16 protein-coding genes and 2 pseudogenes are annotated in these 19,186 nt (G+C 63.2%); 7 read left to right on the top strand and 11 right to left on the bottom strand.

Annotated features, from left to right (window positions below):
* Positions 1-16: 16 nt before the first annotated feature.
* The 6 genes from PHO31112_RS08640 (at position 17) to yacG (ending at position 5,139) form a co-directional block, all read left to right on the top strand.
* Complete coding sequence (locus PHO31112_RS08640; protein ID WP_246177885.1) at positions 17-1,255, top strand: GspE/PulE family protein; 1,239 nt, start codon at positions 17-19, stop codon at positions 1,253-1,255.
* Positions 1,256-1,372: 117 nt separating this feature from the next.
* A complete protein-coding gene (locus PHO31112_RS08635) occupies positions 1,373-2,593 on the top strand; it encodes a type II secretion system F family protein (RefSeq protein ID WP_150620149.1) in 1,221 nt (406 codons plus the stop codon).
* Complete coding sequence (locus tag PHO31112_RS08630; protein WP_150620148.1) at positions 2,590-3,432, top strand: prepilin peptidase; 843 nt, start codon at positions 2,590-2,592, stop codon at positions 3,430-3,432. Before PHO31112_RS08635 ends, PHO31112_RS08630 begins: the two co-directional genes overlap by 4 nt.
* Positions 3,429-4,043, top strand: a complete 615-nt coding sequence (coaE, locus tag PHO31112_RS08625; protein ID WP_150620147.1) for a dephospho-CoA kinase — start codon at positions 3,429-3,431, stop codon at positions 4,041-4,043. Before PHO31112_RS08630 ends, coaE begins: the two co-directional genes overlap by 4 nt.
* 141 nt (positions 4,044-4,184) lie before the next feature.
* A complete protein-coding gene (gene zapD, locus PHO31112_RS08620; RefSeq protein WP_010803922.1) occupies positions 4,185-4,940 on the top strand; it encodes a cell division protein ZapD in 756 nt (251 codons plus the stop codon).
* Positions 4,941-4,944: 4 nt separating this feature from the next.
* Positions 4,945-5,139 carry a DNA gyrase inhibitor YacG gene (gene yacG, locus PHO31112_RS08615; RefSeq protein WP_010803921.1) on the top strand — a complete coding sequence of 65 codons (195 nt, stop codon included), beginning with the start codon at positions 4,945-4,947 and terminating at the stop codon, positions 5,137-5,139.
* 74 nt (positions 5,140-5,213) lie between these two features.
* Here yacG and PHO31112_RS08610 read toward each other — a convergent pair whose 3' ends face one another.
* From PHO31112_RS08610 to secA, 5 genes and pseudogenes are all read right to left on the bottom strand, one after another.
* The gene (locus PHO31112_RS08610) at positions 5,214-5,648 is read right to left on the bottom strand and encodes an NUDIX domain-containing protein (protein WP_010803920.1); all 435 of its coding nucleotides are present in this window, start codon (positions 5,646-5,648) and stop codon (positions 5,214-5,216) included.
* An 83-nt stretch (positions 5,649-5,731) separates the two neighbouring features.
* Positions 5,732-6,613, bottom strand: coding sequence for an ATP-binding protein (locus tag PHO31112_RS08605; RefSeq protein ID WP_150620146.1), 882 nt, complete (start codon positions 6,611-6,613; stop codon positions 5,732-5,734).
* A 154-nt stretch (positions 6,614-6,767) separates the two neighbouring features.
* Positions 6,768-7,997 carry a bifunctional glutamate N-acetyltransferase/amino-acid acetyltransferase ArgJ gene (gene argJ, locus PHO31112_RS08600; protein WP_150620145.1) on the bottom strand — a complete coding sequence of 410 codons (1,230 nt, stop codon included), beginning with the start codon at positions 7,995-7,997 and terminating at the stop codon, positions 6,768-6,770.
* 161 nt (positions 7,998-8,158) lie between these two features.
* A pseudogene (locus PHO31112_RS28150) lies at positions 8,159-8,239 on the bottom strand (SEC-C metal-binding domain-containing protein); the annotation flags it as partial.
* A gap of 113 nt (positions 8,240-8,352) precedes the next feature.
* A pseudogene (gene secA / locus PHO31112_RS08595) lies at positions 8,353-10,957 on the bottom strand (preprotein translocase subunit SecA); the annotation flags it as partial.
* Positions 10,958-11,261: 304 nt separating this feature from the next.
* Between secA and PHO31112_RS08590 the strand changes: the two are divergent.
* Positions 11,262-11,729 carry a DciA family protein gene (locus PHO31112_RS08590; protein ID WP_010803916.1) on the top strand — a complete coding sequence of 156 codons (468 nt, stop codon included), beginning with the start codon at positions 11,262-11,264 and terminating at the stop codon, positions 11,727-11,729.
* A 146-nt stretch (positions 11,730-11,875) separates the two neighbouring features.
* On the opposite strand, the gene lpxC is transcribed toward PHO31112_RS08590, so the two are convergent.
* The 6 genes from lpxC to murC all read right to left on the bottom strand — a co-directional run bounded on the left by lpxC (position 11,876) and on the right by murC (position 19,185).
* The gene (lpxC, locus tag PHO31112_RS08585; protein WP_150620143.1) at positions 11,876-12,790 is read right to left on the bottom strand and encodes a UDP-3-O-acyl-N-acetylglucosamine deacetylase; all 915 of its coding nucleotides are present in this window, start codon (positions 12,788-12,790) and stop codon (positions 11,876-11,878) included.
* 555 nt (positions 12,791-13,345) lie between these two features.
* Positions 13,346-14,536, bottom strand: a complete 1,191-nt coding sequence (ftsZ, locus tag PHO31112_RS08580) for a cell division protein FtsZ (RefSeq protein ID WP_010806904.1) — start codon at positions 14,534-14,536, stop codon at positions 13,346-13,348.
* A gap of 106 nt (positions 14,537-14,642) precedes the next feature.
* Positions 14,643-15,875 carry a cell division protein FtsA gene (gene ftsA, locus PHO31112_RS08575; RefSeq protein WP_150620142.1) on the bottom strand — a complete coding sequence of 411 codons (1,233 nt, stop codon included), beginning with the start codon at positions 15,873-15,875 and terminating at the stop codon, positions 14,643-14,645.
* A gap of 22 nt (positions 15,876-15,897) precedes the next feature.
* On the bottom strand, positions 15,898-16,734 hold the full coding sequence (locus tag PHO31112_RS08570; RefSeq protein WP_150620141.1) for a cell division protein FtsQ/DivIB: 837 nt from the start codon (positions 16,732-16,734) through the stop codon (positions 15,898-15,900).
* 56 nt (positions 16,735-16,790) lie between these two features.
* On the bottom strand, positions 16,791-17,774 hold the full coding sequence (locus PHO31112_RS08565; RefSeq protein ID WP_150620140.1) for a D-alanine--D-alanine ligase: 984 nt from the start codon (positions 17,772-17,774) through the stop codon (positions 16,791-16,793).
* A gap of 1 nt (position 17,775) precedes the next feature.
* Complete coding sequence (gene murC, locus PHO31112_RS08560) at positions 17,776-19,185, bottom strand: UDP-N-acetylmuramate--L-alanine ligase (RefSeq protein ID WP_150620139.1); 1,410 nt, start codon at positions 19,183-19,185, stop codon at positions 17,776-17,778.
* Between the last annotated feature and the right edge of the window lies 1 nt (position 19,186).

Genomic DNA, 19,186 nt, shown 5'->3' with positions numbered 1-19,186 from the left:
CTCGCCAAACCCTGTCATGTCATTTCACGCTTCCGAATCCGCAGACGCGGCGCGCGCCGCCGATAGCCGCGCGACCGTACCGGCCATCGCCGGGTCGCTTACCGGGCCACTTACCGCACCACTCGCCACGTCACGCAGCGCTGCTACGCCGTTACAGTTCCTCGAGCAGATGCTGAGCGAAGCCATTCGGGCGGGTGCATCCGATGTGCATTTCGAACCAATGGCACAACGCTTCCGCATTCGGCTACGCATCGATGGCCGTCTGCAAGAGCACCGCGACGTGCCCATGCCGTGGCGCGACATGCTCATCTCGCGTATCAAGGTACTCGCCAATCTGGATATCGCGCAGAAGCGCCTGCCCCAGGACGGGCGCATGGTGTGGCGCGAAGCGGGCGAGCCGGTCGAATGCCGCGTCAGCGCGCTGCCCACGCTGCACGGTGAAAAGGTGGTCGTGCGCTTGCTCGACGGTGCGAAGGTTCCGCTCTCGCTGGAAGGTCTTGGGTACACACCAAAGCAGTACCTTGCGCTCGCGCGCGCGATTGCCCAGCCGCACGGCATGATCCTGCTGACCGGCCCGACGGGCAGCGGCAAGACGGTCTCGCTCTACAGTTGCCTGCGGCGACTCAACGACACATCGCGCAACATCGTCACCATCGAAGACCCGGTCGAAATTCGCTTGCCGGGTATCACGCAGGTCAATCTCAACGAACGTGCCGGGCTCGACTTTGCAACCGCCCTGCGCGCGTTTCTGCGACAGGACCCTGACGTGCTCGTCGTTGGCGAAATCCGCGATCCGCAAACCGCCGAGATCGCCGTGCAGGCGGCACAGACCGGACACCTCGTCTTCGCGACCGTTCACGCGAACGACGCGCCCAGCACACTCGCCCGACTGTTCGACCTCGGGGTTGCGCCATTCAATCTTTCGTCGACGCTGCTGGTCATCAGTGCACAGCGATTGCTCCCAAGACGCTGCCCGGCGGGGTGCCAACCCAGCGCTGCATCCGAAGGCACGGCACCGCCCGGACATCGCTGCATGCGCTGCCATGGCACCGGCTTTGCCGGGCGCATCGGTGCCTTTCAGGTGATGCCGATCAGCGCGACACAGGCGATCAACATAGCGCAGGGCCGCAGCCCACACGAACTTGCGGCACAAGCCCGAAGCGAAGGCGTCATGACATTGCGTGAAGCCGGGCTCTGGCATGCCGCGGCAGGCACGGTCAGCGAGGAGGATGTCGATGCGACAACGCCTGCCTGACGCACGTTCACAACATGCGGGGCACCACGCACCGCCTGCCTCGTCATGCACAACGCACCGGCGTTCAATGGGAGTACATCGATCTCGGCCGCGTGTCTTATCGCAGAGGAATAAGCCATGGCATCGATGACACACTCCCGCCGCTGGCGATGGCAAGGTACGGATGCCGACGGGCAACATCGCCGGGGAGAAGTGATGGCTCCCGGTGAAGCTGCTGCGCGCCTGATGCTTCGCGACCAACGTCTGACCATCACGCATATCCGTGCGGGCCGCAGACATACCCCGGCAGGGCGAGTCGGCGCGGCAGACGCCACCGATCTTGTCCGGCGTCTTGCCACGCTGCTGGGCACGGGCGTGCCACTCACGGCCGCGCTCGACGTGCTCGCACGCGGCGCCCACACACGAGGACTCAAACGGCTAGCCTCTGCCGTCGGATCGGACGTCGCGCAAGGGCATCCGTTAGCGCAAGCCATGGCGCGAACCAGCCGCCGATTCAGCAGCGTCGACTGTCAACTGATCGCTGCCGGGGAATTGAGCGGTCAGCTTGGCCCGACGCTGGCGCGTCTTAGTGCGCAGTACGATCAAACACGAGCCGTAAAGGAAAAGCTCCAGCGGGCGCTTGCCTATCCGTCGACGGTGCTGGTGATTGCCATCACCGTCGTGATCGCGCTGCTGCAATGGGTCATCCCAGAGTTCGAGCGACTGTTCGCCAGCGCCGCCGGTGGCGGCGTGCCATTGCCCCCCCTCACCCGGTGGCTCATCGACATATCACGCGCGTCGCTGGCCAACGGGCCATGGCTGCTGGCCGGTCTCGGCGCGACGGGGTTGGTCGTCACGGCAGCATGGCGTCGCAGCACGCGCATACGGCGGCTACGAGATCGTCTGATATTGCGGCTACCCGGCGCCGGCCGGATCATTCGCATGATGAGCGCCGCGAGGTGGGCCAGAACCCTCGGCACACTGGTCGACGCGGGCGTCGCGCTGCCCGATGCGATGGACGCCGCCGCGAGCGCATGCGGCAACCTCGTCATGCAGCAAGCAGCACACGACGTGCATCGGGCGGTTGCCCGCGGCGCACGACTCGCGAGTTCGCTCGAGGCTCACGCGCATTGGCCGCTGGTGATCGCGCAACTGGCCGTGATCGGGGAGGAATCGGGTACACTCGGGCGCATGCTCAACCAGGCCGCCGGCCTGCTCGACGAAGAGGCCTCGCATGCGCTGGTCAGTGCCTGCGCGACGCTGGAACCTATGATGATTACGTTTCTTGGCCTGCTGATCGGTGGCATGGTCCTCGCCATGTACCTGCCGATGTTCCAACTCGGATACGGTGTCGCATGAACGGTGACGCAGAGCTGCTTCTTGTCGACTGGCTAGCGCAACTGGAACCTCACTGGCGCCTTTTGCTGTTCGCGGCCGTGGGCATCATCGCCGGGCTCGGCCTCGATGTCATCGTGCGACGCGTGCCGCTCGCCGTCGAACAGGCATGGCTCGAAGAGATGCAGGCCGCCGATGCGAGCGGCACCCCACCGCTTCACGCCCCCTCGCATCCGGCCGCCCTGCCGTCCGCCGCGATGACGCGGGCGGGTTCCCTCGCCTCGCCACACCTCGCGCGACTTGATACTGCCCCGACACGCCGCTGGCAGTTATCGCTACTAAGTGGCGTGCTCAGTGTCGCGATCAGTTGGCGCTTCGGCCCGACATGGCAGAGTATCGGTGCACTCGGACTTGTCTGGACACTGATCGCCCTCGCCTACATCGACTACGACACACAACTCCTGCCCGACATGCTGACGCTGCCCTTGCTCTGGGTTGGACTGCTCTGCAACCTCGGCCACTGGTTCGCCGCACTGCCTGCAGCGGTCGTTGGCGCCGCCGCAGGCTACATGAGCCTGTGGGCGTTGTATTGGGTGTACTGGTGGCTGCGTCGCCGCGAAGGCATGGGCTTCGGCGACTTCAAACTCTATGCGGCGCTGGGTGCGTGGTTCGGCTGGACGGCGTTATTGCAGATCCTCACGCTCGCTTGCCTGCTGGCGATCGTTGTGGCCGGCAGCGCATGGATCGCCGGACGCCTGCGTAGCGACCAGATGTTTCCGTTCGGCGCTTTTCTCGCAGCAGCGGGCATCGCTACGCTGTTCTGCGGCAACGGTCTGATGATCTGGATCGGAGGAACGCCATGACTTACGCCATCGGCCTGACCGGCGGCATCGGCAGCGGCAAGACGACCGTCGCCAATCTGTTCGCCACCCACGGCATCGTTATCATCGACACCGACGCCATTGCGCACAGCATCACGGCACCGGGGGGTGCCGCCATGCCCGCGATCCGGCGCGAGTTCGGCGACGCCTTTGTCGCCCCGGACGGCTCGCTCGACCGCGCACGCATGCGCGAGGCGGTCTTCACCGACGACGCAGCAAGAACGCGTTTAGAGGCGATTACCCATCCGCTAATTCGCACAGAGTGTGAGCGCGCTGCCGCCGAGGCGGAAGGGCCATATCTGATTTTCGTCGTACCGCTGCTGGTGGAATCCGGTACGTGGCGCGAGCGGGTGCAGCGGGTGCTCGTCGTCGACTGCACCGAGGAAACGCAGATCGCGCGGGTAATGTCCCGTAACCGCTTCACCCGTGAGCAGGTGCAGGCGATCATGGCGCGGCAGGCCACCCGCGCGCAGCGGCTCACTGCGGCCGACGACGTCATCGACAACGATGTTCAGCACGCACCGCTGGCGCCTCAGGTTGACCGTTTGCATGCGGCTTATCTGAAGCTCGCGGCGCAAGTGGAGGGCAATTAATCGACGTTGGCGGCCTCGTTTCCTGTGTAACTGGGGGCACACCGCCTTCGATTGAGCGCCCACTCGCGTTGCACCCCGACAGATTCCGGCATTAGAATGTCGCCATTACGCTGAAAAGCGCCAACTCTTGGGCCAACGCGCTTGATCCTGTACGAATATCCGCTCAACGAACGCATTCGCACGCTGCTTCGGCTAGAAGAGCTGTTCGGGCGCTTTGCCTTTTTCGTCGGACAGGATCAGCCGCTCGATCACCATGCGGCGCTGATCACGATGTTCGAGATTGCCGACATTGCCGGACGCACCGACCTGAAGAACGATCTGGTCAAGGAACTCGACCGGCAGCGTCAAACGCTTCATACCTATCGCGGCAATCCCGATATCGCCTCCGACGCGCTCGAGCAGTTCATCGGCGAAGTCGAGCTGGCTATCGCGAACCTCAACCAGATTCCCGGCAAACCCGGCCAACACCTGAACGACAACGAATGGCTCGCAAGTATCCGCAGCCGCTCCGTGATCCCGGGTGGCACGTGCCGTTTCGATCTGCCGTCGTATTACGCGTGGCGTCACAACGACGCTGAACAGCGCCGTCACGACATCGACAAATGGATCGGTCCGCTACTTCCGCTGCGTGAGGCCATTGGCATCGTGCTGGGCCTCGCTCGCGAGTCCGGCCACGCCAGCAAGGCGATGGCACAGCAAGGCAGCTATCAGCAGATGCTGACCGGACGCGTCTACCAGCTCATGCAGGTGCGTGTCGCGGCCGATCTGCGCGTCATTCCCGAAGCCAGCGCCAACAAGTACATGCTGTGGGTGCGCTTCACGACGCAGGACGGCGATCTGAAGCCGCGCCCCGTCGACAGCGACGTGCCGTTCCTGCTGACGCTCTGCAATCTTTAAGACCATGACGACGGTCATCAACTGTCCGACCTGCGGCAAGAAGGTGGTCTGGGGACCGCAGGCCAAGTTCCGCCCGTTTTGCTCCGAGCGTTGCAAGCAGATCGACATGGGTGCCTGGGCGGCCGAGAAGTACACGATCCCCGCCGAATCGCCGGACGACCCGTCGCAGGACGCACCACTCGATCCGACACAGCGTTAAGCCGCACGGCGTTTCGCCGGATGGACACTCAGAAGCGCCTCTCGTCGTCGCCCCACCGGCAACGGCCGCCCTCGTTACAGTTTCGCCGCCAATTCCTCGGCGAGCCACGTCAACGGCGGCAGCGCGGCCGGCAGCAGCGGCTCAACGCTCACCGGCGGACGCTCCCACGCCAGCGCTTGACCTTCCTTGCCGTGCGGCTCCCCCTGCCATGCCGTCACCTTGCAGAAATGCAGACGGACATACGCATGCGGGTAATCGTGTTCGAGAACGCGCCACGGCGCGCAGCGCTGCACGGTCACGCCGAGTTCCTCATGCAGTTCGCGCGCCAGCGCCGCAGCCACCGACTCGCCCGCTTCGAGCTTGCCGCCCGGGAATTCCCAGTAGCCCGCATACGGCTTACCCGCAGGACGCTGTCCAAGGAGCACCGAGCCATCCGGGCGCACCATTACACCAACGGCCACTTCCGTGACGGGACGCCCATCGGGCGCAAATCGTTTCGAGTCTGTCATATCACTGCAAAATGCCTGCGGAATTTCCTGACTGACCATCGGACGGGTGTGGCCCTTCGGCCCGCCCGCCGTTCGCCAGATCGTTACGATGCGTGCGACGCGCCACGCTGTTTGCCCGCCCAATCGCGGGCAAACTGAAACGCCACGCGGCCTGAACGCGAACCACGTTCCAGCGCCCAGATCAACGCGTCGTGACGCGCACTCTCCGTCTCGTCGGCCGGCACACCGAAGTGCTGCAACCAGTGGCTGACGATCGTCAGATAGTCGTCCTGCTTGAACGGGTAGAAGCTCACCCACAGCCCGAAACGCTCCGATAGCGAGATCTTTTCCTCGATCACTTCGCCCGGATGAATCTCACCGTCTTCGGTGTGACGATAGCTCTCGTTGTCCTTCATGTACTCGGGCAACAGGTGACGGCGGTTCGACGTGGCGTAGATCAGCACATTGTCTGACTGCGCGGCGACAGAACCATCCAGCGCCACTTTCAGCGCCTTGTAGCCCGACTCGCCGTCTTCGAACGACAGGTCGTCGCAAAACACCACGAAACGCTCGGGACGCTGCGAAATCAGGTCGACGATATCGCCCAGATCGACCAGATCGTCCTTATCGACTTCGATCAGGCGCAGGCCTTCCGAGGCGTATTGGTTCAGACATGCCTTGATCAGCGACGACTTGCCCGTGCCGCGCGCACCGGTGAGCAGCACGTTGTTGGCGGGCTCACCACGAACGAACTGGCGCGTATTCTGCTCGATCAGCCCCTTCTGGCGCTCGATGTTTTGCAGATCGTCCAGCGTAATCTCGGATACGTGCGCCACCGGTTGCAGGAAGCCACGGCCCTGCTTCTTGCGCCAACGAAACGCCATCGCGGCGCTCCAGTTGATCTCGGGGGCGGCCGGGGGCAACATCGCCTCCAACCGAGCCAGCACGCCTTCCGCGCGCGTCAGGAACTGCTCCAGTTTGTCCATGCTTCGAAGTCCCCGCGCCGCTGATGGGCGCCTGTGTCGATGCTGCGTCTGTTGTGGTTTCCCTTCGCTTTGCGCCACGGTGCTTTTGCCACCTGCCGGCGACGCGCCGACGGCCCTCGCCCCCGGTGGAGGTGCGCGGCCGCCGCGTCAGGGCTCAGGAACGGTAATCCGCGTTGATGCTCACGTAGTCGTGCGAAAGGTCGCACGTCCACAACGTCGTGGCAGCGTCGCCGCGGCCGAGCACCACACGTACCGTGATCTCGCTTTGCTTCATCACCCGTTGGCCATCTTCCTCGCGGTAGTCGGCGTTGCGGCCACCCGCGCGGGCGACCAGCACGTCGTCCAGATAAAGGTCGATCTTGCTGACGTCGAGGTCGTCCACGCCGGCATAGCCGATCGCCGCCAGGATACGGCCCAGATTCGGGTCGGACGCGAAAAACGCCGTCTTCACCAGCGGCGAATGGCCGATTGCATAGGCGATCTGACGGCACTCGGCCACCTCACGCCCCCCTTCGACCTTCACGGTGATGAACTTGGTCGCCCCTTCGCCGTCGCGCACGATGAGTTGTGCCAGTTCCTGCGAGATCGACAGCAGGGCGTCGCGGAATGCGGCAAAGGCCGGCGTGTCTGTGCTGGCAATTTCCGGCAGGTCGGTCTGGCCCGTGGCCGCGACGATGAACGAGTCGTTGGTCGACGTATCGCCATCGATCGTGATGGCGTTGAACGAACGGTCCGCGACGTACTTCACGAGCGCGTCGAGCACGGGCTGCGCCACGCGCGCGTTGGTGCCGACGAAACCGAGCATGGTTGCCATGTTCGGCTTGATCATGCCGGCGCCTTTGCTGATGCCCGTGAGGACGATGGACTTGCCGTCGATCACAATTTCGCGCGACGCGGCCTTCGGCAGCGTGTCGGTCGTCATGATCGATTGGGCCGCCTCGTACCAATGCGCGGGCGCCAGATTGGCGATGGCCTGCGGCAGACCGGCAACCAGACGATCGACCGGCAGCGGCTCGAGAATCACGCCCGTCGAGAACGGCAGAATCTGGTTCGGCGCGACCGACAGCAGCTTAGCGAGTGCGTTGCACGTCGCACGCGTAGCGGCCATGCCCGGCTCGCCGGTACCGGCGTTGGCATTCCCCGTGTTGACGACGAGCGCGCGAATACCTGCATGCGCGGCCAGATGCTCTTTACATACCGTCACCGGCGCCGCGCAAAAGCGGTTCAACGTGAAAACGCCGGAGACCGTGCTACCGGCGGCCAGTCGCATGACCAGCACGTCCTTGCGGTTCGGCTTACGGATATTGGCTTCGGCCCAGCCCAGTTCGACGCCGGGAATGGCGCGCAGTTGGGAGGCTTCGATCGAGGGGAAATTGACGGCCATGAGGGTTCGCCCGCGAGAGGTAAGGGTTGCAGCTCCCGCCCTGGCGATGTCGGCACGACACTCCGCCAGGGCGGCGGTTGATCGGTGCGGCCGGTTGAAAACCCGGCGCTACAAACGACGCGGCGCCGATTGAGTCGGCGCCGCGTCGATCGGTTCACATCTTAAGACAGTTTGCCGTGGCAGTGCTTGAATTTCTTCCCGCTGCCGCACGGGCACGGATCGTTGCGGCCAACCTTCGGCAACAACTCGCCATCGACCGCCGCAGCTGCGCCCGCCGCGTGGGCGAGTGCCGCGACCACCGGACGACCGGCGTCCTCGTCGATCTCGCCTTCGCCGCCCACGGTTTCGAGTTCGTCGTGCTTGAACTCGATGTTGATCAGACCGCCGGTGCTGTCGTCGAGCGACTCCGTTGCCTGCTCAAGCTCTTCCTGCGACTGGATGCGCACGTTCATGATGACGCGCGTGACTTCCAGCTTGATGGTCTCGAGCAACTGGGCGAACAGTTCGAATGCTTCGCGCTTGTATTCCTGCTTCGGATTCTTCTGCGCATAGCCGCGCAGATGGATGCCCTGACGCAGGTGATCCAGCGCCGCCAGATGCTCACGCCAGTTCGAATCCACACTCTGAAGCATGACCGAGCGTTCAAAGCCCGAGAACGACTCGCGTCCCACCAGTTCGACCTTGGCATTGTAGGACGCTTCGGCCGCCTCCATCACTTCCTTGACGATATCCTCGTCGTCGATCTCGTCTGCACCTTCAATACGCGACTGCAGCGGCAAGTCGAGTTGCCACTCTTCGCGCAGCGTCGTCTCCAGCCCCTTCAGATCCCACTGCTCTTCCACGGTGCCGACCGGCACGTAGGTACGCACCAGATCCTCGAACACGCTCTGACGCATGCCCGCGATGGTTTCCGAGACGTCATTCGCTTCGAGCAATTCGTTACGCTGCTGGTAGATCACCTTGCGCTGATCGTTGGCAACGTCGTCGTACTCCAGCAGTTGCTTACGTACGTCGAAGTTGCGCGCTTCCACCTTGCGCTGCGCCGACTCGATCGAGCGCGTGACGATGCCCGCTTCGATGGCTTCGCCTTCCGGCATCTTCAGACGATCCATGATCGCGCGCACGCGGTCACCCGCAAAAATGCGCAGCAGCGGATCTTCCAGCGAGAGATAGAAGCGCGACGAACCCGGATCGCCCTGACGCCCCGAACGGCCACGCAACTGATTGTCGATACGACGCGATTCGTGACGCTCGGTGCCGATGATGTGCAGGCCGCCAGCGGTTTTCACCTGCTCGTGCAGACCTTGCCACTCGTCCTGCAATTGCTTGATGCGAGCGGCCTTGTCGGCGTCGGACAGCGCGGCGTCGGCTTCAATGAAGCTCGATTGCTTCTCGACGTTGCCGCCCAGCACGATGTCGGTACCACGACCGGCCATGTTCGTGGCGATGGTAATCACGCCCGGACGGCCCGCCTGCGCCACGATCTCGGCTTCGCGCTCGTGCTGCTTCGCGTTGAGCACCTGATGCGGCAGCTTTTCACGCGTGAGCAACTGCGAGAGGTACTCGGACGTTTCGATCGACGTCGTGCCCACCAGCACCGGCTGGCCACGCTCCACGCAATCGCGAATGTCCTTGATGACGGCGTCGTACTTCTCCTTGGCCGTCTTGTAAATCTGGTCCTGACGATCGATCCGCTTGGGGGGGCGGTTCGTCGGGATCACTACCGTCTCGAGACGGTAAATTTCGTTGAATTCGAACGCTTCCGTATCCGCCGTACCCGTCATGCCCGAGAGCTTGACGTACATGCGGAAATAGTTCTGGAAAGTGATCGAGGCGAGCGTCTGGTTCTCGTGCTGAATCGAGACGCGCTCCTTCGCTTCCACCGCCTGATGCAAACCTTCCGACCAGCGGCGGCCAGCCATCAACCGGCCGGTGAATTCGTCGACGATGACGATCTCGTCGTTTTGCACCACGTAGTGCTGGTCCTTGTGGAACAGCGTGTGCGCACGCAGTGCGGCGTACACATGATGCATGAGCGTAATGTTCTGCGGCGCGTAGAGGCTATCGCCCTCGGCGATCATGCCCCACTCGGCAAGCAGTTGCTCAGCCTTCTCGTGGCCGCGCTCGGTCAGGAACACCTGACGCGCCTTCTCGTCGAGCGTGTAGTCGCCCGGCACTTCGACGCCCGTGCCGTCCGACTTCTCTTCACCGATCTGCCGCTCGAGCATCGCGGGCAGGCGATCCATCTTCACATACAGTTCGGTGTGATCTTCAGCTTGGCCGGAGATGATGAGCGGCGTACGCGCTTCGTCGATCAGGATCGAGTCCACTTCGTCGACGATGGCGTAGTTGAGCGTGCGCTGCACGCGCTGCTCGGTCTCGTAGACCATGTTGTCGCGCAGGTAGTCGAAGCCGAACTCGTTGTTCGTGCCGTACGTGATGTCGGCCGCGTAAGCCGTCTGCTTCTGATCGTGCGGCATCTGCGACAGGTTGATGCCCACCGACAGGCCCAGGAAGTTGTACAGACGCGCCATCCACTCGGCGTCGCGCTGCGCCAGGTAATCGTTGACGGTCACCACGTGCACGCCCTTGCCCGAGAGTGCATTCAGATAGGCCGGCAGCGTCGCGACGAGCGTCTTGCCTTCACCCGTGCGCATTTCGGCGATCTTGCCGAAGTGCAGCACCATGCCACCGATCAGCTGGACATCGAAGTGGCGCATTTTGAGAACGCGCTTGCCGGCTTCACGGCACACCGCAAAGGCTTCGACGAGCAACGAATCTATGGTCGCCCCCTGGGCGACGCGTTGCTTGAATTCCTCAGTCTTGCCGCGCAGTTGCTCATCGCTCAGTTCGGCGATCTGCGGCTCGAGGGCGTTAATCGCCGTGACGGTTTTCTGGTACTGCTTGATGAGCCGCTGGTTGCGACTGCCAAATACTTTTTTGAGAAGACCGGGAATCATCGGATCACTGGTTAGGGCGGCAAATGTCGATCGCAATCGCGCAGCCTGTCATCGGGTGGAGCACGCACTCCGGCGCCATGCCCCGGAAATGCAAACCGCCCGATGCGCCTGCGCGCTGCGGGTCACCGGTGTTTGGCACGCTGGCCTCACTCCGGTTCGATACCTGTACTGAAAAATGGATTCTAGCATGCTGCGGTGACACGTCCCGGCGGTACCCAACGCCGGCAATCCGGTGATTTCACGGGCCGGGCGGAGGTGACGCCCGATGGCGGGGTAAAATATGCGGCGACATCTGTCTCATCATATGAAACGACCCAAAGCAAATCGCGTCGCCCGCCCCCTGACTACCCTCCTGTCCGCATCCGACGGCGCCGGTTCGCTGCTGGTCGCCGCCGAACAGTTGGGCCGGCTGGAGCGGGACGTTCACGCGTTGCTGCCCCCCGCGCTCACCGCCAGTGTGAAAGTCACACCGCCGCGCGAGGGGGCGCTGGTCTTTCTCGTCGCCAACAATGCGCTGGCCGCACGTCTGCGCCAGCAGACGCCGTCATTGATCGACGGCCTCGCCAAACGCGGCTGGCTGATTCGCACGATCCGGATTCGGGTCAGCATCGCAGCCCCCGAACCCCAGAAGCCGCCCAAGGAGGCCCGGCTGCCCCGGCAAGGACTGGTCAGTCTGCGCGACCTGCGCGACGCATTGGAGCCCTCCCCGCTGCGCGACGCCCTTGCCCGTCTCGTCGCCCGCCATTCTTACGGCGGGTCGCGCAAGCCCTAACAGGCGCTATCGCGACTTTCATGTTCCGATGAATCCCTTCGTTGGCACAACGCCGATATTTGTTGCGCGTCAAATAAAAAAGCGCCGGAAACCCGGCGCTTTCGTTTTGTTACATCCACGCTGCAGCGTGCCGCCTTTTGCGCGATTTACGCGAACTGCGTCTGCGGATCGAATTGGAAGCCGCGCGGGGCGTCTTCGGCGTGCTCGAACGTGACGATTTCGTAGGCGTCTTGTGCGAGAACCTCGCGCAGCAACTGGTTGTTCAGACCGTGTCCCGACTTGTATGCGGTGTACGAGGCGAGCAACGGGTGACCAATGACGTACAGATCGCCGATCGCGTCGAGCATCTTGTGCTTCACGAACTCGTCATCGTAGCGCAGGCCGTCGTTGTTCAGGATGCGATATTCGTCGAGCACGATGGCGTTGTCCATGCTGCCTCCGCGCGCCAGACCCAGCTCGCGCAGCATCTCGACTTCATGCGCAAAACCGAACGTCCGGGCACGCGCAATTTCCTTCGCGTAGGACGTCTCGGCAAAATCGATTTCGAGCGCCTGGCCGGTGCGATCCACAGCCGGGTGGCGGAAATCGATGGTGAACTTGAGCTTGAAACCGTCGTACGGCTCGAGACGGGCGAACTTGTCGCCTTCGCGAATCTCGACCCGCTTCGTCACACGGATGAATTTCTTGGCGGCAGCCTGCTCTTCGATGCCTGCGGACTGAATCAGGAAGACGAATGTCGCTGCACTGCCGTCCATGATCGGGATTTCTTCGGCTGTCACGTCGACATACAGATTGTCGATGCCCAGCCCCGCGCATGCCGACATCAGGTGTTCCACAGTGGACACCCGCACACCATCCTTTTGCAATACCGACGCCAGACGCGTGTCGCCGATCGCCATTGCCGACGCCGGAATCTCCACAGGAGGATTCAGATCGGTGCGGCAGAAGACGATACCCGTGTTGGGCGGTGCCGGACGCAACGACAACTCGACCTTGCGACCGGAGTGCAAGCCGATGCCGACTGTCTTGGCGATGGATTTGAGTGTGCGCTGCTTGAGCATGCTATTTATTAAAACTATCGGCCGCTAATGACCATAGAGTCGATTATATCAGATCGGTGCCTTCATCGCTGTGCCACAAACACAACGCTTCGTTACTAAACATTCCGAATTCTGCCCCATCGGTATGTCCGCCGCCCATCTCGCGATACGAAATAGGCCATTTCGTCGTTCCATCGTTTGTGCTTCAACGCCTGGCCACACGCCGGGCGTCATGCACTTTCGGGGCACCCCGGCCGCCGCGACGGAGGCATGCCGCAGCGGTCGGGGGACAGATCCGCGAGACCGGGTCCGGGATCACAAACGCTTACCCGTAACGTTCGTTATCTGCGATGCGTTGACGCCTATTGCAACTCTGGTTGTCGCAGCCACAAGGCATCTCCCGCGATCACAACCTTGCCGTATCGCCATTCGGACTCGTATTGCGGCGCGCCTTCCCCACGCCACTTGGCATGGTCGACGGGGCGACGGCGAATCCTCACGACGACCTGCGTAGGTCTCGCGATTCCCAAGGTGCGGCGGCGCCAGGCACTGGCACCCGGCCCGCGCGCAACCCTGTCAGTCGGCTTGCTTGCGCAGGAAAGCCGGAATGTCGTACGTGTCGACACCCTTTTCCTGCAACGCGGCAACGTGCGAGGCTGCGGTCTCGCGCGTGCTGCGCCATACGGCCGGCGTATCGAGCGCACCGTAATCCGTACCGCCCGCCTGACCGACGTTCGGCACATGGCCGGTCGCGATCGGCATATTGTCGGTACCGGTCTTGAGCAACGTCATCGGCGCAGCGGCCTTCTTTGCAACCGCACGGCCCAGGCCGGTTGCCACAACGGTCACGCGCAATGCATCGCCCATCTTGTCGTCGTAGACGGTACCGAAAATCACGGTCGCGTCTTCGGCGGCGTAGCTCTTGATGGTGTTCATCACTTCACGCGTTTCCGACAGACGCAGCGAACGCGATGCCGTGATGTTGACCAGCACGCCACGGGCGCCCGACAGGTCCACGCCTTCGAGCAACGGGCTCGCCACGGCTTGCTCGGCAGCCAGACGTGCACGATCGACACCGGCAACGGTTGCCGTGCCCATCATCGCCTTGCCTTGCTCGCCCATCACCGTCTTCACGTCTTCAAAGTCGACATTCACCAAGCCGTCGACGTTGATGATTTCGGCGATGCCGGCCACGGCGTTATGCAGCACGTCGTCGGCGCACTGGAAGCACTTGTCCATCTCGGCGTCGTCGCCCATGACTTCGAACAGCTTGTCATTGAGCACAACGATCAGCGAGTCGACGTTGTCTTCCAATTCCTGCGCGCCCGTCTCGGCCACACGCATGCGCTTGCCGCCTTCGAACTCGAACGGCTTCGAGACCACGCCCACGGTCAGAATGCCCATTTCCTTGGCAATCTGTGCCACGACCGGTGCCGCGCCCGTGCCCGTACCGCCGCCCATACCGGCGGTGATAAACACCATGTGCGCACCACGCAGGGCGTCGGCGACGCGCTCGCGGGCTTCTTCCGCCGCGGCGTGGCCCATTTCCGGCTTGGCGCCAGCACCCAGACCGGTCTTGCCGAGCTGAATGGTGACGCTGGCCTGCGAGCGGCCCAGCGCCTGAGCATCGGTGTTCATGGCGATGAATTCCACGCCCTGCACACCACGGTTGATCATGTGCTGGACGGCATTGCCGCCAGCGCCACCAACACCCACCACCTTGATGATGGTGCCGTTGGTTTCCGTTTCCAACATTTCAAAGTTCATAGCGCCTCCAGTGAATTAAAAGCAGATCCGGTACTGCGGGTCACGTGTGGCTCGGGTAAGCCACGCGTGTTTTCAATGCCGAATCCGCGCCCCTCAAAAAACACCCTCAAAAATTGCTGAAAAACCAGTCGCGCATGCGCGTCCAGACTTGATTCGCTTGCCCCGACTGCACGGCGACCTTGCGGCCGCGCATGCGCTGGGAACGTCCTTCGAGCAGCAGCCCCATCGCCGTCGCGTAGCGCGGACTGCGCACCACGTCGGCCAGACCGCCCGCGTACTCCGGCACGCCGATGCGCACCGGCTTGAGGAAGATGTCCTCGCCCAGCTCGACCATGCCCGGCATCATTGCCGCGCCGCCGGTGAGCACGATGCCCGAGGACAGCAACTCTTCGTAACCCGACTCGCGCACCACCTGCTGCACGAGTGAGAACAGCTCTTCGACGCGCGGCTCGATCACTGCCGCCAACGCCTGACGCGAGAGCGTGCGCGGACCGCGCTCGCCCAGCCCCGGCACTTCGATCATCTCGTCGGGGTCAGCCAGCGACTGCTTGGCGATGCCGTGCTGAATCTTGATGTCTTCGGCATCCGGCGTCGGCGTGCGCACGGCCATCGCGACGTCGCTCGTGATCTGATCGCCGGCAATCGGAATCACCGCCGTGTGACGAATCGCACCTTCGCTGAAGATCGCGATATCCGTCGTGCCGCCGCCGATGTCGATCAGCACCACACCGAGTTCCTTCTCGTCTTCCGTGAGCACCGAAATGCTCGACGCCAGCGGTTGCAAAATCAGATCGTTGACTTCGAGGCCGCAACGGCGCACGCACTTCACGATGTTCTGCGCGGCCGAGACGGCGCCGGTCACGATGTGCACCTTCACTTCGAGACGGATGCCGCTCATGCCGATCGGCTCGCGCACGTCTTCCTGACCGTCGATGATGAATTCCTGCGTGAGGATGTGCAGCACCTGCTGATCGGTCGGAATGTTGATCGCCTTGGCCGTCTCGATGACGCGCGCCACGTCGGCCTGCGTCACCTCCTTGTCCTTGATAGCCACCATGCCGCTCGAGTTGAAGCTGCGGATGTGGCTACCGGCGATACCCGTGAACACATTGGTGATCTTGCAGTCAGCCATCAGTTCCGCTTCTTCGAGCGCGCGCTGAATCGACTGCACGGTGGCCTCGATGTTCACCACGACGCCTTTTTTCAGGCCCCGCGACTCGCTCTGGCCAAGGCCGATCACTTCATAGCGGCCTTCAGGGCGCAGCTCGGCCACCACCGCCACGACTTTCGACGTGCCGATATCGAGGGCGACCAACAGATCCTTGTAATCTTTGCTCATAGCGTGTGTAAGTCCTGAAGTCTCACTGGCTTCGCTTCTGCCGTGCGGCAGGTTGCGCAACTGCCGGCTTTCGCGAATCCCGCTTTTGCACCGGTGTCGCGGCTAGCTTCTTGGCTTGTTCTTCGCTCAAAAAACGCATACCCGCGGCCCGTACCGCAAAACCGTTCGGGTATCGCAGATCGGCATACTCGATCTGATTTCCCCAGCGCGCCGCAACCTGCGGATACGCTTGTACGAAACGCCGGCTGCGCGTGGCGAGGGTTTCGGGTGTACGCTCCCGTCCCAGCGCCAGTTGCACGCCCCCTGCGAGCCGCACGCCCCATGCGTAACGATTCGACAGCGTGACCGCTTCGGGTTTCATATTCAGCGGCGCGAACCACTTCACGAAGTCGTAGTACCGCGCCGTCACATCTTTCTCGCTGCCCGGCGGCCCCGCAAACTCGGGCAGCTTGCCCTCGTCCTCGGCTTCCGCCAGATTCGCCGCGAACAACTCGCCATCCACACTCACCAGACGGCCGTCGTTCCAGGTGGCCAGCGGCTTGTATTCCTCGATCGTGATGGCCAGTTGATTCGGCCAGACACGCCGCACACTCGCATGACGCACCCAGGGCACCGCCTCGAACGCTGCACGCGTCGCGTCCAGATCGATCGTGAAGAAGTTGCCCTTCAGACGCGACACCGCGTTCGCACGCAAGGTCGGTCCGTTGATGTGCGACACGTCCCCATCGATCTGGATCGCCTTGAGTGTGAAGATCGGCCGCTGAATCAGCCAATGGCCGCCCGCCGCGAGCGCCGCCAGCACGACGAGTGCGACGAGCACACTCGCGATGGCGTTGAGCAGGCGTACGTTGTGCCACATGGCGATTTGCTTTCCGTATCAGGGCGTTCTTCAACGCGTTCAAGGTTTAACTCGGCTCACTCTGGCTTCCACTGCGCGTTCGGATGCAGATCGAGCGTCGCAGTTGCCAGAATTTCGACCACCAGGTCTTCGTACGACAGGCCCGCCGCTCGCGCCGAGATCGGCACCAGCGAGTGGCCGGTCATGCCCGGCGACGTATTGATCTCCAACAGGAACGGCTTGTTGTCGCGCTTGCGAAGCATCACGTCTGCGCGGGCCCATCCACGGCAGCCCAGCACGAGGTAGGCGCGCAACACGAGGCGCTGCACTTCCTCCTGCAAGGACACCGACAGCGGCGGCGGGCATTCGTAACGCGTGTCGTCCTTGAAGTACTTGTTCTGGTAGTCGTAGTTCGCCTCCGGCGCCACGATGCGGATCACCGGCAGGGCACGCGCGGCGGCTGCCCCCTTCGTGCCGACGCCGAGCACCGGGACGGTCAATTCGTCGCCGTCGATGAACTCCTCGGCGAGTACGTCCGGGTCGAGCGCGGCGGCCTTCTCGTACGCGGCCTTCACCTGCGACGCTTCGGTGACCTTCGTCAGCCCGATGGTCGAGCCTTCGCGCGACGGCTTGACGATCAGCGGCAGACCGAGATCGTTCGCCACGGCATCGAAGTCGCTGTCGGCGGTGAGCATCACAAAGCGCGGCGTCGGCAGCCCTTCGTTGATCCACACGCGCTTGGTCATTTCCTTGTCCATCGCCAGTGCGGAGGCCAACACGCCGCTGCCGGTGTAAGGAATACCCAGATGTTCGAGTGCGCCCTGAAGCGTACCGTCTTCGCCGTAGCGCCCATGCAGTGCGATGAACACGCGGTCGAACTTCTGCGCGGCCAATGCGGCGAGGTCATGCAGGCCTGTGTCGAAAGGATGCGCATCCACGCCGCGCGAGCGCAGGGCTTCGAGCACGCCATTGCCCGAAATCAGCGAGATCTGACGCTCAGCCGAGCGCCCGCCCATCAGGACGCCAACCTTGCCGAAACGTTTCGGATCGAAAGCACTCACGTCAAACTCCTTGCTGAACTTGCAACTTGCCGGGCACCGCGCCGATGGAGCCGGCACCCATGGTGATCACGATATCGCCCGCACGAGCGACCTGCAGAATGGCGTCGGGCAGTTGCGCAACGTCTTCCACGAAAACCGGTTCGACTTTGCCCGCCACGCGCAATGCGCGCGCCAGGGCGCGGCCGTCAGCCGCCACGATGGGCGCCTCGCCCGCCGAATACACTTCGCCGAGCACGACGGCATCGGCGTCGGACAACACCTTCACGAAGTCCTCAAAGCAATCTCGCGTACGCGTGTAGCGGTGCGGCTGGAAGGCCAGCACGATGCGGCGTCCAGGGAACGCACCACGCGCAGCAGCCAGCGTTGCGGCCATCTCGACCGGGTGATGCCCGTAGTCGTCGATCAATGTGAACGTGCCGCCGCCGCTTGCCTTCGGCAACGCGATTTCACCGTAACGCTGGAAGCGGCGGCCAACGCCGTTGAATTCAGCCAGCGCTTGCTGGATCGCGGCGTCGGGCACTTCGAGTTCGGTGGCAATGGCAATCGCCGCCAGTGCGTTGCGCACGTTGTGCTCGCCCGGCAGATTCAGCGTGATGTCGAGCGGCGGGGCGCCGGCGCCGAACTGGCGCAGCACGGTGAAACGCATTTGCCCGGCGTCGGCACGCACGTCGATGGCGCGCACCTGTGCGTCGTCCGACAGGCCGTAACGCACGATCGGCTTCGAGACGAACGGCAGAATCTCGCGCACGTTCGGGTCGTCCACACACAGCACGGCAATACCGTAGAACGGCAGACGCTGCGTAAAGGCCACGAACGACTGTTTCAGACGGGCGAAGTCGTGCCCGTAAGTATCCATATGGTCCGCATCGATGTTGGTGATGACTTCGATGACCGGATTCAGGTTCAGGAACGAGGCGTCCGATTCGTCGGCCTCGACCACGATGAAGTCGCCGGTGCCGAGCTTGGCGTTCGCCCCCGCGCTGTTCAGGCGGCCGCCGATCACGAACGTCGGGTCCAGCCCGCCCTGGGCAAGCACGCTAGCCACGAGGCTCGTTGTGGTCGTCTTGCCGTGCGTGCCGGCGATGGCGACGCCCTGCTTCAGACGCATGAGTTCCGCGAGCATCAGCGCGCGCGGCACGATGGGAATCTGACGGGCGCGGCCCGCGAGCACTTCCGGGTTGTCTGCCGTGATGGCGGTGGACACGACGATGGCGTCCGCGCCTTCAATATGCTCGGCCGCGTGACCGCGAGCGATACGCGCGCCGAGGCCCTCGAGGCGCTGGGTCACCGCGTTGTCGCCGAGATCGGAGCCGCTCACCTGATATCCCAAGTTGAGCAACACCTCGGCAATGCCGCTCATGCCCGAGCCGCCAATGCCGACGAAGTGAATGTGTTTGACGATGTGTTTCATT

Source organism: Pandoraea horticolens (assembly GCF_902459555.1).
Taxonomy (GTDB): Bacteria; Pseudomonadota; Gammaproteobacteria; order Burkholderiales; family Burkholderiaceae; genus Pandoraea; species Pandoraea horticolens.
The sequence above is the reverse complement of the archived record's forward strand: the minus strand, read 5'-3'. Positions and strand labels throughout refer to the sequence as shown.

Bases quoted from the DNA above. Each gene is read 5' to 3' on its own strand.
- murC (WP_150620139.1), bottom strand. From the start codon at position 19,185: ATGAAACACATCGTCAAACACATTCACTTCGTCGGCATTGGCGGCTCG.
- PHO31112_RS08635 (WP_150620149.1), top strand. From the start codon at position 1,373: ATGGCATCGATGACACACTCCCGCCGCTGGCGATGGCAAGGTACGGAT.
- coaE (WP_150620147.1), top strand. From the start codon at position 3,429: ATGACTTACGCCATCGGCCTGACCGGCGGCATCGGCAGCGGCAAGACG.
- ftsA (WP_150620142.1), bottom strand. From the start codon at position 15,875: ATGAGCAAAGATTACAAGGATCTGTTGGTCGCCCTCGATATCGGCACG.
- PHO31112_RS08570 (WP_150620141.1), bottom strand. From the start codon at position 16,734: ATGTGGCACAACGTACGCCTGCTCAACGCCATCGCGAGTGTGCTCGTC.
- lpxC (WP_150620143.1), bottom strand. From the start codon at position 12,790: ATGCTCAAGCAGCGCACACTCAAATCCATCGCCAAGACAGTCGGCATC.
- ftsZ (WP_010806904.1), bottom strand. From the start codon at position 14,536: ATGAACTTTGAAATGTTGGAAACGGAAACCAACGGCACCATCATCAAG.
- PHO31112_RS08610 (WP_010803920.1), bottom strand. From the start codon at position 5,648: ATGACAGACTCGAAACGATTTGCGCCCGATGGGCGTCCCGTCACGGAA.
- argJ (WP_150620145.1), bottom strand. From the start codon at position 7,997: ATGGCCGTCAATTTCCCCTCGATCGAAGCCTCCCAACTGCGCGCCATT.
- PHO31112_RS08640 (WP_246177885.1), top strand. From the start codon at position 17: ATGTCATTTCACGCTTCCGAATCCGCAGACGCGGCGCGCGCCGCCGAT.
- yacG (WP_010803921.1), top strand. From the start codon at position 4,945: ATGACGACGGTCATCAACTGTCCGACCTGCGGCAAGAAGGTGGTCTGG.
- PHO31112_RS08590 (WP_010803916.1), top strand. From the start codon at position 11,262: ATGAAACGACCCAAAGCAAATCGCGTCGCCCGCCCCCTGACTACCCTC.
- PHO31112_RS08630 (WP_150620148.1), top strand. From the start codon at position 2,590: ATGAACGGTGACGCAGAGCTGCTTCTTGTCGACTGGCTAGCGCAACTG.
- PHO31112_RS08605 (WP_150620146.1), bottom strand. From the start codon at position 6,613: ATGGACAAACTGGAGCAGTTCCTGACGCGCGCGGAAGGCGTGCTGGCT.